The 12338-nt window shown below is 40.7% G+C and carries 12 protein-coding genes; 9 read left to right on the top strand and 3 right to left on the bottom strand.

Annotation, left to right across the window (positions count from 1 at the left end):
- The first annotated feature begins 33 nt into the window (after window positions 1-33).
- The 4 genes from thrS to rplT all read left to right on the top strand — a co-directional run bounded on the left by thrS (window position 34) and on the right by rplT (window position 3267).
- On the top strand, window positions 34-1950 hold the full coding sequence (gene thrS / locus KUL10_RS01900; protein ID WP_110427206.1) for a threonine--tRNA ligase: 1917 nt from the start codon (window positions 34-36) through the stop codon (window positions 1948-1950).
- A 79-nt stretch (window positions 1951-2029) separates the two neighbouring features.
- Entirely contained in the window at window positions 2030-2575 is a 546-nt protein-coding gene (gene infC / locus KUL10_RS01895) for a translation initiation factor IF-3 (protein ID WP_110427205.1), read from the top strand.
- 114 nt (window positions 2576-2689) lie between these two features.
- Complete coding sequence (gene rpmI, locus KUL10_RS01890; RefSeq protein ID WP_110427204.1) at window positions 2690-2887, top strand: 50S ribosomal protein L35; 198 nt, start codon at window positions 2690-2692, stop codon at window positions 2885-2887.
- A gap of 23 nt (window positions 2888-2910) precedes the next feature.
- Complete coding sequence (gene rplT, locus KUL10_RS01885; RefSeq protein WP_110427203.1) at window positions 2911-3267, top strand: 50S ribosomal protein L20; 357 nt, start codon at window positions 2911-2913, stop codon at window positions 3265-3267.
- An 85-nt stretch (window positions 3268-3352) separates the two neighbouring features.
- Here rplT and KUL10_RS01880 read toward each other — a convergent pair whose 3' ends face one another.
- Window positions 3353-3622, bottom strand: a complete 270-nt coding sequence (locus tag KUL10_RS01880; protein WP_146216743.1) for a hypothetical protein — start codon at window positions 3620-3622, stop codon at window positions 3353-3355.
- 416 nt (window positions 3623-4038) lie between these two features.
- On the opposite strand from KUL10_RS01880, the gene pheS reads away from it, so the two are divergent.
- From pheS to KUL10_RS01860, 4 genes are read left to right on the top strand one after another with little or no spacing between them, the layout of a single operon-like run.
- Window positions 4039-5019 (top strand): phenylalanine--tRNA ligase subunit alpha, encoded by a 981-nt coding sequence (gene pheS, locus KUL10_RS01875; RefSeq protein WP_110427201.1) that lies wholly within the window; start codon window positions 4039-4041, stop codon window positions 5017-5019.
- Between the two features lie 13 nt (window positions 5020-5032).
- Complete coding sequence (gene pheT / locus KUL10_RS01870; RefSeq protein WP_110427200.1) at window positions 5033-7420, top strand: phenylalanine--tRNA ligase subunit beta; 2388 nt, start codon at window positions 5033-5035, stop codon at window positions 7418-7420.
- A 4-nt stretch (window positions 7421-7424) separates the two neighbouring features.
- The gene (locus tag KUL10_RS01865; protein ID WP_110427199.1) at window positions 7425-7721 is read left to right on the top strand and encodes an integration host factor subunit alpha; all 297 of its coding nucleotides are present in this window, start codon (window positions 7425-7427) and stop codon (window positions 7719-7721) included.
- The gene (locus KUL10_RS01860; protein WP_146216742.1) at window positions 7711-8301 is read left to right on the top strand and encodes a hypothetical protein; all 591 of its coding nucleotides are present in this window, start codon (window positions 7711-7713) and stop codon (window positions 8299-8301) included. Before KUL10_RS01865 ends, KUL10_RS01860 begins: the two co-directional genes overlap by 11 nt.
- Before the next feature lie 21 nt (window positions 8302-8322).
- Here the strand turns inward: KUL10_RS01860 and KUL10_RS01855 are convergent, their stop codons facing one another.
- Window positions 8323-10650, bottom strand: coding sequence for a penicillin acylase family protein (locus KUL10_RS01855; protein WP_110427197.1), 2328 nt, complete (start codon window positions 10648-10650; stop codon window positions 8323-8325).
- An 82-nt stretch (window positions 10651-10732) separates the two neighbouring features.
- Here KUL10_RS01855 and nagZ point away from each other — a divergent pair, with 82 nt between their 5' ends.
- Window positions 10733-11764: a beta-N-acetylhexosaminidase gene (gene nagZ / locus KUL10_RS01850; RefSeq protein ID WP_110427196.1), complete on the top strand. Its 1032-nt coding sequence runs from the start codon at window positions 10733-10735 to the stop codon at window positions 11762-11764.
- Between the two features lie 25 nt (window positions 11765-11789).
- On the opposite strand, the gene KUL10_RS01845 is transcribed toward nagZ, so the two are convergent.
- Complete coding sequence (locus tag KUL10_RS01845; RefSeq protein ID WP_110427195.1) at window positions 11790-12338, bottom strand: cob(I)yrinic acid a,c-diamide adenosyltransferase; 549 nt, start codon at window positions 12336-12338, stop codon at window positions 11790-11792.

The following is a 12338-nucleotide window of genomic DNA, read 5'->3' as shown; positions in this document are numbered from 1 at the left end:
ACATTGTAGGTGTCACCACTGACAAGGATAAATATGCCAGTCATTACTCTTCCCGACGGAAGCAAGCGTGAATTCTCGCAAGCTGTTTCGATTTTAGATGTTGCTCAAGACATTGGCCCAGGCCTAGCAAAAGCAACTGTTGCCGGAAAAATTAACGGCAAGTTAGCCGATGCTTGTGACTTAATTACCGATGATTCAACTCTTCAGATAATCACTGCTAAAGACGACGAAGGATTAGAAATCATCCGTCATTCGTGCGCGCATCTTATTGGTCATGCGATAAAGCAATTATATCCAGATGTAAAAATGGCAATCGGGCCGACGATCGACAATGGATTTTACTACGATGTTGATTTGGATGAGCCATTAAACGATGAAGCCTTAGCAAAAATAGAAAAACGCATGCTGGAATTGGCTAAAACAAGTTATCCAGTGGTTAAGAAGGTAGTGTCTTGGCAAGAAGCGCGAGATACTTTCGAATCGCGTGGCGAAAGCTATAAAATTCAAATACTCGATGAAAACATCGAAAAAGATGATAAGCCTGGTTTGTATCATCACGAAGAATATATTGATATGTGTCGCGGACCACACGTACCTAGTATGAAGTTCTGCCAACACTTCAAATTAATGAAAGTTGCTGGCGCTTATTGGCGCGGTAATAGCGAAAACAAAATGCTGCAGCGTATCTACGGCACAGCTTGGGCTGACAAAAAGCAGCTTAAATCTTATCTGAATCGCTTGGAAGAAGCGGAAAAGCGTGATCACCGTAAAATTGGCAAAACACTAGATCTATGGCATTGGCAAGAAGAAGCGCCGGGCATGGTTTTTTGGCATAACGACGGTTGGACCATCTACACTGAATTAGAAAAATTTGTGCGTGTTAAACTGCGCGAATATGGTTATGACGAAGTAAAAGGTCCGTTAATGATGGATCGCACCCTCTGGGAAAAGTCTGGCCATTGGGATAAATACGCAGAAAATATGTTCACCACCGAATCAGAAAAGCGTGAATATGCCATTAAACCAATGAATTGCCCAGGCCACGTTCAAATATTTAATCAAGGTCTAAAATCTTACCGTGATCTGCCTTTAAAAATGGCTGAATTTGGATGTTGTCATCGAAATGAACCCAGCGGTGCACTGCATGGACTAATGCGTGTGCGCGGATTTACACAAGATGATGCGCATATCTTTTGTACAGAAGACCAAATACAACAAGAAGTTACCGATTGTATTAAAATGGTGTATGACACTTATGAAGCCTTTGGTTTTAAAAACATTGTAGTCAAGCTTTCAACGCGTCCTGAAAAACGAGTTGGCGCAGACGAAGTATGGGATAAATCTGAAAAAGCCCTCGCTGATGCGTTAACGGCAAGTGGTATTGATTTTTCTTATCTGCCGGGCGAGGGCGCTTTTTACGGTCCTAAAATTGAATTTACACTTTACGATTGCTTAGATAGAGCATGGCAGTGCGGAACCGTACAGCTTGATTTCTCTATGCCTGGTCGATTGGGTTCTACTTATGTTGCCGAAGATGGAGAACGAAAAGTACCCGTGATGATCCACCGAGCGATTTTGGGTTCTCTCGAACGCTTTATAGGTATCCTCACCGAAGAGTTTGCGGGTGCTTTCCCATTGTGGTTAGCGCCCACGCAAATCGTGATTGCGAATATCACAGATAGTCAAGCTGAATACGTCAAGGATGTTGCAGCACAATTGGCTGCAGCCGATATCAGAGTCAAACAAGATCTTCGCAACGAGAAAATAGGCTTTAAGATTCGCGAACACACCTTACGTAAAGTGCCTTACATGATCGTGATTGGCGAAAAAGAAAAAGAGTCTGGTATGGTCGCTGTTCGTACTCGAAAAGGAGTCGATTTAGGCACTATGTCGGTCTCAGATCTGATCGATTTATTGACTGAAGAAGTGAAAAGTAAAAAAATTCCATAGCGGGAATTATTTTTATCAGTATAATATGCGGTCTTCGAGCGTCTAATGGCGTTCGACATCTTTTAATGTTTTGGAGGAAATGCAAATTAAAGGCGCTAATAATAAGGCTAACAGCGACAAAGCTCGCATCAATGAAGAAATTACAGCCACAGAAGTCCGTTTAATCGGTAAAGACGGTGAACAAGCCGGCATCGTGACGTTATCAGAAGCTCAAGCAGTGGCAGATGACGCCAACCTAGACTTAGTGGAAATTAGCCCCAATGCAGCTCCACCCGTATGTAAAGTAATGGATTACGGGAAGTTCTTGTTCGAAAAGAGCAAAGAACAAAAGGAACAGAAAAAGAAACAAAAGCAAATTCAGGTCAAGGAGATTAAATTTCGCCCTGGCACTGATGAAGGCGATTACCAGGTAAAACTGCGCAACCTGCGTCGCTTTCTAGAAGGCGGTGATAAGGCTAAAGTCACGATTCGTTTTCGCGGACGTGAAATGGCCCACCAAGAGATCGGCATTGAATTGCTAAAACGTGTTAGAACGGATTTAGAAGACATTGCCAACTGCGAGTCTTTCCCTAATAGGGTAGAGGGTCGTCAAATGATCATGGTGCTTGCCCCAATTAAGAAGTAGTAACGGTCTAAAGTACACATTGTCTGCACAACAATAGGTCACCTTGCTGCTAAATGTAACTATCCAAAAGGGTCTGCAACCTCTTTGGACTTTAAACAATGCGGAGTTTTAGCAATGCCTAAAATGAAAAGTAATAGCGGAGCCGCGAAGCGTTTTAGAAAAACAGCTTCAGGTCGCTTTAAAAGCAAGCAGTCTCACTTGCGTCACATTTTGACCAAGAAAAGTACTAAGCGTAAACGTCATCTACGTGCGAAAAAACTAGTTCATGATAATGATACTAAGTTGATTCAACGTATGTTGCCATACGTATAACGTTTAGAATAGGAGACTGAAGAATGGCTAGAGTAAAACGCGGCGTCATTGCACGCGCACGTCATAAGAAAGTATTAAAGCAAGCTAAAGGTTATTACGGAGCTCGTAGCCGTGTGTATCGCGTAGCGGTACAAGCGGTAACTAAAGCGGGTCAGTACGCATACCGTGACCGTCGTCAACGTAAGCGTCAATTCCGTCAATTATGGATTGCTCGTATTAATGCAGCATCACGTCAAAACGGATTGTCTTACAGCCGTTTCATCAACGGTTTGAAAAAAGCGTCTGTTGAAATCGATCGTAAGATCCTTGCTGACATCGCTGTGCATGACAAAGTTGCATTTACTGCACTTGTTAACGCAGCAAAGAGCGCATTAGCGTAAAATCTATTTAACCCAGTTTAAGTTCTTTTGGGAAAGGCGAAGCAGGATGCTTCGCCTTTTTCTTTTCACAAAGCATAAATCGCAATTAGATGTTGTTAGCGAGCAGTAGCGGTTTAGCTTGCATATAATTTGTTAAAGCCTCTTGACTACCATCTACTGAAAAAATATATATTGATTGGTTTACAAATAGCAGGGTAAATCCACTTTCTGTCAGTGCGCTGCATAGAAAAAAGGGATTGTATACCGGTTGAAGCATTTGAAACCATTCGCCATTTTTCATACGTTCATATCGATCTAAACCGTTCTGGTTCAAGCTTCTAATTTCGTCACTGTTACCCAAATTAACATCTAACATTGGGAGAATCATTTCAGTGACGATCGGCGAGGCGAATATGAGTCTTGGTAATTCCAATATTCAGTTCAACTTTGTTTATACATTAGTTATGTTTACAGGCATATAAACGCTAAAGCTCACTTGTATTCAGTTTAAATGATTACAAAAGTAACGAAAAACTGCGTTTTCTAAGAGCTTGCCTGTGCTAATAGACCTAGACACGTACTATAGCGTCGGTGTCCAACAAATTTTATCTCGGTCAGTATATAGAAATAACACATTGTGATTAATTAAACATTGAGCTACATCAATTACACCAATATTTGAGAAAATAAGTTAGCTAAAATACTTAAAAAGCATGTAAAATGCAGGGTTTAGATATCTATTGATGCTTAAATATAATAAAGCACATTCGAATGCCCAAAAAAGAGGAAATAATGGAGCTTGAAGCTATAATCGAAGAAGCCCGCTTAGCCGTTGAATCTGCAAATACACCTGCGGAGTTAGACGAAGTTCGCGTTGCCTTTATGGGCAAAAAAGGAAAAGTTACCGAGTTAATGAAAGGCTTAGGTAAACTTTCTGCGGAAGAACGCCCAGCTGCAGGTCAAAAAATTAACCAAGTCAAACAAGCTATCCAAGCGTTAGTGACGAATAAAATCAAGGCGCAACAAGAAGCGGAACTCAATAAAAAATTATCTGCTGAGTCTGTCGACGTTACATTACCCGGACGTGCTCAGGAAATCGGAAATATTCATCCCGTTAACCGGACGATTGAGCGTATTGAATCTTTTTTTGGAGACCTTGGGTTTTCGGTTAAAACAGGGCCTGAAGTTGAAGACGGCTTTCATAATTTTGATGCCTTAAATATACCTGCAAACCACCCTGCGAGAGCCGATCACGATACGTTTTACTTTAATCCTGATGTCATGCTTCGTACTCAAACATCAGGTGTTCAAATTAGGACTATGGAAAGTCAAGAACCGCCCCTTCGAATCATCTCGCCTGGACGTGTTTATAGAAATGACTATGATCAAACCCATACACCTATGTTTCACCAAGTAGAAGGTTTGATGTTAGACAAAAACGTTAGTTTTGCGGAGTTAAAAGGAATATTACACGATTTCTTAAATCACTTTTTTGAAGCAGAAATGACAGTAAGATTCAGGCCATCATACTTTCCTTTTACTGAACCATCAGCTGAGGTAGATGTGATGGGTAAAGATGGCAAATGGCTAGAAGTTTTGGGCTGCGGTATGGTGCACCGAAATGTGCTCAAAGCAGTCAATATTGATCCTGAAGAGTTCACAGGCTTTGCATTTGGTATGGGGGTAGAGCGCCTGACAATGCTGCGCTATGGTGTAAATGATTTGCGTGCATTTTTTGAAAATGATGTTCGTTTCCTTAAGCAATTTAAGTAAGACAGAGTAATTAATGAAATTCAGTGAAAAGTGGTTAAGAGAGTGGGTTAATCCTTCAATTTCAACAAATGATTTATCTGAGCAGCTTAGTATGGCTGGGCTTGAGGTTGATGATGTAGCTAGTATTGCAGAAGATTTTTCAGGTGTTGTTGTCGGGGAAGTGGTTGAGTGTGGTCAACACCCTGACGCAGATAAACTACAGGTTACAAAAGTTAACGTCGGTGAAAACGAGTTACTCGACATCGTTTGTGGGGCACCAAATTGCAGAAGCGGCTTAAAAGTCGCGGTTGCTAAAGTCGGCGCAATTTTGCCAGGTAACTTTAAAATAAAGAAAGCTAAACTCAGAGGGCAACCTTCGTTTGGCATGCTGTGTAGCTTTTCTGAGTTAGGAATGGGGGAAGACCACAGCGGTATCATAGAGTTACCAAGTGATTCCCCAATTGGTGAAGACATCCGAGATTTTCTATCACTTAATGACAAAGCAATTGAGATTGATCTAACACCTAACCGGGCAGATTGTCTTGGTATTAAAGGTGTTGCACGAGAAGTCGGTGTATTAAACCAATTAGATGTTGTTGAACCAACCATCAAGGACGTAGAGAGTACAACTGAAACTTCGAGAGACATTACACTAAGCGCGCCGCAGGCATGCCCAAGGTATCTGGGGCGAGTGATTACAAACGTAGACCTTTCTCAGCCCTCTCCGTTATGGATGCAAGAGAAGTTACGTAGAAGTGGGATCAGAAGCATCGATGCTGTTGTTGACGTGACTAATTTCGTATTGCTTGAAATGGGACATCCAATGCATGCGTTTGATAATGACGTGTTGTCGGGAAGTGTTGAGGTTCGTATGGCAACTGCCGGTGAAAGACTTGTGTTGTTAGACGAAAGTGAAGTCGAATTAAAAGAGAACACACTGGTGATAGCAGACCAAGAGAAAGCACTCGCAATGGCGGGTGTATTTGGTGGCTTAGCGTCAGGTGTGACTTCTACAACAACTAGTATATTCTTAGAAAGTGCTTTTTTTGCTCCTGATGCTATCTTGGGTAAGGCAAGGCAGTATGGCCTTCATACTGATGCTTCTCATCGCTACGAGCGTGGTGTAGATCCATCGTTACAAATGCAGGCAATGCAACGAGCGACGCAACTATTAACCGATATTGTCGGTGGTGATGTTGGGCCAGTTATTGAAGCTAAATCTGATGAATATTTACCTAAGCCAATCGAATTAACGTTGCGAGCATCTCGACTAAAACGTGTATTAGGTATTGATATCGACGGCTCCAGAGTCAGTGATATTTTACAACGACTTGGTTTAACACCTGTTTATTCAAATGATGCTTGGACAGTAACTGTGCCAACCTATCGTTTCGACATCAGTATTGAAGAGGACCTCATCGAAGAGGTTGCCCGAGTATTTGGCTATAACAATATCCCTAATATTGCGCCTACCGCTAAGTTAGAAATGTGTGATGCGTCAGAAGCATCTATCTCAGGCAGTCGTTTTAAGCATCTATTAACTGACTTTGGTTATCAGGAAGCAATTACTTATTCGTTTGTCGATCCTAAAAAGCAGTCATTAATGTTTCCAGAACTAGTTGGGCTGACATTACCCCATCCTATCTCAGCGGATATGTCTGTAATGAGAGTGAGTTTGTTGCCTGGTTTACTGACTGCTATGTCGTATAACCAAAAACGACAGCAGGCTAATGTTAAGTTATTTGAAACCGGTTTGAGATTTTTACCAGACGAGAATGAAAAAACAGGTGTCAACCAACGCGCAACAATTGCGGGTGTGTTATCAGGTAACACAGCTTCAGAACACTGGTCTATCGACACCAAGCCACTTGACTTCTTTGACGTTAAAGCACACGTTGAGTCATTGTTATCGTTCATGTTCAATTCACAAGATATTGAATTCAGAAAAGAAACTCATAGTGCTTTGCATCCAGGTCAGTCTGCTGCAGTGTATAAAGGTGATTTATTGCTTGGCTTTTTGGGTGCGATTCATCCGAAACTCGAAAAACCGATGGGTTTGAACGGCAGAACATTTGCATTTGAGTTGGATTTGGTTAATATTTCCACAAGAAATTTGCCGCAAGCATCAAAAATATCTAAATTTCCAGTGAATCGAAGAGATATTGCTGTTACAGTAAAAGAAGATGTTGAGATAGGTAAATTATTAAAAACTATCGAAAAAATTGGCATCGACGACTTGATTGACCTAAACTTATTTGATGTTTACCAAGGTAAAGGTATTGAACCTGGGTATAAGAGTTTGGCACTTTCTTTAAGTTTGCAAAATTTAGAACGAACACTTGAAGATGCAGAAATTCAAAAATCTGTCGATATAGTGATTAACTCGTTAAAACAACACTTTAGTGCATCATTGAGAGAATAGTTAAATGGCATTAACCAAAGCCGATATGGCAGAACATCTGTTTGAAAAGTTAGGACTAAATAAAAAAGACGCAAAAGACTTAGTCGAAGCGTTTTTTGAAGAGATAAAAGAATGTCTCGAAAGTGGCGAACAAGTGAAGCTGTCTGGCTTTGGTAATTTTGATCTTAGAACAAAGAACGAAAGGCCAGGTCGAAACCCTAAAACCGGTGAAGATATTCCTATCAAAGCCCGAAGGGGCGTTACCTTTAGGCCTGGGCAAAAACTCAAAAGTAGAGTGGAAAACGTTAAGATTGATAAGTGAATTACTAAAAGAACATTCAAAACCGCTAAAAAAATGCTCATCTTGTATGAGCATTTTTGTCTGTGTCACTTTTATATGTTTAGCAGCATGCTCACCACAAAAAAGTTCCTCTTCTGAAGAAAGCTTGACTCCTTTATTAACTATGCAAGATATTTTAAAAGCACCAGATTTTAAAGAAAGAGTTAGTTATGCTGCTCTCAATAAAGACATTGAGGCCTTAAAATTACTGCAAAAAGATCTCTTAAATTTAGCTAAACAAGCTAGGTTACCACCCGCTGATATTGCTAAACTCAGTGGCGAGCAGGGCTTGGTATTTTTGGAGTTTCAAGGAAAACTCTTGAATTACGACAAAGAGTTTATGCAGCGCTTAACATCCTTTCAAGATTTAAGTGTTTTGTTTGAACGTTACCCTAAATTAGTGTCACTACACCAATATTCAAAGGATATTGAAGCTCAACGTGACTTGGCTATTACTGCGCTAATCGAAGATTTGAAAGCGGAGGGAGTGACGGGTGATCTTAAATCTATTGCTAAATCTCAATGGTTAAATGCGTTGCACTCCCAACGCAATAACCATTGAGCATTTGTACTTATTTACGTACTACTTAGGCGAGAACTTGATACGGTAAATCGCTTGGTTTGGTAACAATGGCGTATTTTCTCCATTAGCATATGCCATAAATCCTTTATCATAGAATTCTGATAAAGGATGGCCTGATTGACCTCCTGGTACGGTTAGTATCGCGTTATCCTCATTGCCTGGTCTGACTATCAAGCGTTGAGAGGCACCAAAGCCGTTGCCTTGTACAGCAGGTAAATAACTGTCACCAAATCCTTCAACTGGACGCATATTTAAAAAACGTGCCAGTGGTCCAACAGAAGCGGCAATAGGGTGTTCAACCCTGAGTTCATTTACTTTTCCCCATTCAAGTCCTGAAAGCGTTGTAGGGTCTGCTCCGTGTTTTTCAATTAGCTTTTCTTTAGTGGTGTTGTACGCTGTAATTAAAAAATCGTCATAATTTTTGTGACCATCTGGTAGCCAAGAGGGTTCTTCTTCATTTAAAACTAGCCATATAGCTGTTTCAATTTCTCGCAAAATTGGCCCAATGCTTCTGCCCTTAGCTTTAAGAGTTTGTTCGATAGGCTGAACGAGTTGATTGATTACAGTAGAGCGATACCTTCTCACTAAGCTATACCCGATTGAATCGCTGCAGGCGCATGCTTTCCAGTTTTCTAATAGCTTTATGTCTGTTTGATATAGCGTAGGCATTTTGCTCAATTGGCTAAGCAGAAGACTATGCCAACTCATCAAGAAGCGCGCTTCATTGTCTAAAAGAATATCGTAAAAGTCTTTTTCGCCAAATTGGTTGAGATCAAATAGTCTATCTCGAATTTGAATACCTCTTGCGCCCAATGCATAACCACCATTCCCAAAACGTGGCAAGTCGTCAACGGAAATAATACGATTATTTGCTGTCCATAGACGCCCATGTTTAGGATTGATAAAAACAGGTACATTTTGTTCTTGCTCAGCCCAAAGGGGAGAATAATCACGTGGCTGAATTGCACTATTGGAAGGGGACGGACGAGCGGTGACAGCTCCGGTCGGTTTCCATGCTGCATTACCTTTACTATCCACTACCATCATGTTTTGTACAGGCATTCCGGCTTTTGTTGATAGGACTAGCGCTTCTTCAACCGTTTCCTGATGGGCCATATGAGCAATCATCATGTTTGCTCCATAGTCTTTATGAGCAACCCACGCTAAGGCATAATTTTTATTATTAACTCTTTCTATTGGGCCGTATTGGCTCATTTCGAAACGGTAATCATAGATATCATCTTTTATTTTAATGGTTTCGGTGATCAATGAAGTTTCTTCTGTATCAGCCAATTCGATCCATTCAACATTGTCTAAATTTGCATTGGTGAACCCCCAAGCAATTTTGCCGTTGCTGCCCACAATAATCGTTGGTGTACCAGGTAATGATACGCCTGTAATCTTTATTTGCTGGTCATTATGTTTATAGTTAAGTTGTGCTCTATACCAAATAGGTGGCACTCTCAAAGATAAGTGCATATCGTTGCTCAACATCGCACTAGCTGAATCAGTTAACGCACCTGTTACGGCCCAATTATTACTGCCGAGGTCTAGCGGTTCTTGTATGCTGTCAAAATCAAATAGATTTGCAAGTTCTAGATTTTTTAAGGAATTTGCACTTATGTCATCCTTTACTAGGGTGGGAATTTCCGTATCCGTCTTTTTGATGACACTTCCATCAAGCGAAGCTTGATAGGCACTGGGTAGATGAAAAAACTCAAGCATTTGCTCACCGTACAAATCTCGAATTACTGTCAATGTCATATCTCTTTCAACTTGACTACCTTGAAGGTCTAAATACATGCTATAGCTAACAAGCAAACTTTCTTCTGGCTTCCATGGTTGAGGGGTTGATTGCGTTAGAAGGTATTCGAATGGGATTTGTTTCATTTCCGCAAGCGCTTTATTTACTCCTGCCGAGTACTGCTTCAAGACAATTTGTTCACTACTAGGTAGTTGCTTAAATATACGCTCTGCTCGTTTTCGAAATTGATGGAATCTTGCTTTCTTATCAATGTTTAAGGTAACGCCACCAAACAGCTCAGATAGTTCTCCTGCTGCACTGCGTCTTAATGTATCCATTTGAAAGAAGCGATCTTGCCCATGTGCATAACCTAGCAAAAAGGCTGCATCTTTTTGATTGTCGGCTTTGACAATTGCGGTGCCAATACTATCTCTTTCTAAAGTAGCTACTGCAGATAATTTATCTGAACTCCTAGTTCCCTCTAGGTTTGGTAAGCTCGCGCTGAGTTGATACCAAGCGTATAAAAAGAGCACCATAAGAATAGCGATAAGACTAAGTAGTAACCATTTGATTAGTTTAATCATTGTTTTCGTTTTTAAACATTGCGATTTGATTTTATCAGGCTAGGATAAACCCAGTTTTTTAACAAGCTTTTTAGGAAAATAAATGGGACCGATCATTATCGATATTGAGGCTTTTGCGTTATCTCAGGTTGAGCGTGAAAAATTAGCACATCCCTTGGTTGGTGGTATTATTTTGTTTTCACGAAATTACGCTGAAGTTTCGCAACTTAAAGCCCTAATAAAAGATATTCGGGAGACTGTAAAAAGGCCATTTTTGGTCGCTGTTGATCATGAGGGTGGGCGGGTTCAGAGGTTCATTGAAGGGTTTACTCACATTCCTTCGATGGGCGCGATTACGAGTATTGTAAACACTAAAGAACAACAAGCACTAGCCAAAGCGATGGGCTTTGTTATGGCCAAAGAGCTAATCGATTGTGATATTGATTTAAGTTTTGCGCCGGTGTTGGACCTTAATCGAGGTTCACAAGTGATCGGCTTACGTTCTTTTTCGAGTGAGGTAGAAAAAACGATTGATCTTGCCACTCACTACATTAATGGTATGAGTAGTGCTGGTATGAAATCATGTGGAAAACACTTCCCCGGTCATGGCAGTGTTTTGGAAGACTCTCACGTAGCGATGCCAATAGATACAAGAGAGTTTGATGATATCAAGCAAACAGATATGGCTGTTTTTTCACGCTTAATTACATTAAATAAATTATCTGCACTTATGCCCGCACATGTCATATTTAATAAGGTAGATGATTTGCCGGCCGGTTTTTCAAAACGATGGTTACAGGATGTTCTACGTCAACAGCTTGGCTTTAAAGGCGTTATTTTCTCTGATGATCTTTCAATGCAAGCTGCTACTGCCATTAAGTGCGTCACTGAACGTGCGCAAGCTGCTTTAAAAGCAGGTTGCACCATGGCGCTTGTCTGCAACGCACCAGATCAGGCTGAAAAAGTCTTAGATGGTTTGTCAATTAAAGACTTCAATACGCATGCAAAATTAGCTGAAAGCTTGCTCATTAGTACAAATATTAAAAACCCAAGTATTCACTCTAAAAGCCTTAACGAAGCACACAAAGTTGCAAAGACTTTGATAGCGAGTTACGAATTAGATGGTATTGTTTAATATTCAGGCTCTCGCTATTTATCTGTTACACCACGATGTCTGGTTTGTTCGATAAAGAATTTAAATAACGAGCACTTACAAATAGGAAATCGGATAATCGATTGATGTATGCTAAACAAACCTCGGGTACCTGATTGTCTTTGGCTAGTGAAACGAGGGCGCGTTCAGCGCGCCTAGCGACAGTTCTACTAATATGAGCTTGTGCCGCCGCGATAGAGCCTCCGGGCAATATGAAATGAGTTTGAGGTGCTAAACTAGCTTGCAAGGTATCAATTTTAGTTTCCAGAAAATCGATTCTTTCGCTCCCGAATTGAGGTTTGTCTGAAATCGCAAAACCAATTGAGAAAATATCTTTTTGGATATTCAATAACTCAGCAGTACTGAGCAGCACATCCTTTCTATGCTTATTTTCTGTCAGTGTTTCTAAGTGGGCGGCTAACATACCGATATGGCTATTTAGTTCGTCTAAGTCGCCATAGCAAGCCAATATTTTATCATCTTTACTGACTCGCTTTATATCAGCAAGGTACACTTGGGTGTTACCTTTATCACCGCCTTTGGTATAAATTTTCAT

Source organism: Glaciecola sp. KUL10 (genome assembly GCF_003203515.1).
Lineage (GTDB): Bacteria > Pseudomonadota > Gammaproteobacteria > Enterobacterales > Alteromonadaceae > Glaciecola.
This window is presented reverse-complemented; position numbering and strand designations above follow the sequence as displayed.

Bases quoted from the DNA above. Each gene is read 5' to 3' on its own strand.
- thrS (WP_110427206.1), top strand. From the start codon at position 34: ATGCCAGTCATTACTCTTCCCGACGGAAGCAAGCGTGAATTCTCGCAA.
- infC (WP_110427205.1), top strand. From the start codon at position 2,030: ATGCAAATTAAAGGCGCTAATAATAAGGCTAACAGCGACAAAGCTCGC.
- rplT (WP_110427203.1), top strand. From the start codon at position 2,911: ATGGCTAGAGTAAAACGCGGCGTCATTGCACGCGCACGTCATAAGAAA.
- KUL10_RS01865 (WP_110427199.1), top strand. From the start codon at position 7,425: ATGGCATTAACCAAAGCCGATATGGCAGAACATCTGTTTGAAAAGTTA.
- nagZ (WP_110427196.1), top strand. From the start codon at position 10,733: ATGGGACCGATCATTATCGATATTGAGGCTTTTGCGTTATCTCAGGTT.
- pheS (WP_110427201.1), top strand. From the start codon at position 4,039: ATGGAGCTTGAAGCTATAATCGAAGAAGCCCGCTTAGCCGTTGAATCT.
- rpmI (WP_110427204.1), top strand. From the start codon at position 2,690: ATGCCTAAAATGAAAAGTAATAGCGGAGCCGCGAAGCGTTTTAGAAAA.
- pheT (WP_110427200.1), top strand. From the start codon at position 5,033: ATGAAATTCAGTGAAAAGTGGTTAAGAGAGTGGGTTAATCCTTCAATT.
- KUL10_RS01880 (WP_146216743.1), bottom strand. From the start codon at position 3,622: ATGTTAGATGTTAATTTGGGTAACAGTGACGAAATTAGAAGCTTGAAC.
- KUL10_RS01845 (WP_110427195.1), bottom strand. From the start codon at position 12,338: ATGAAAATTTATACCAAAGGCGGTGATAAAGGTAACACCCAAGTGTAC.
- KUL10_RS01855 (WP_110427197.1), bottom strand. From the start codon at position 10,650: ATGATTAAACTAATCAAATGGTTACTACTTAGTCTTATCGCTATTCTT.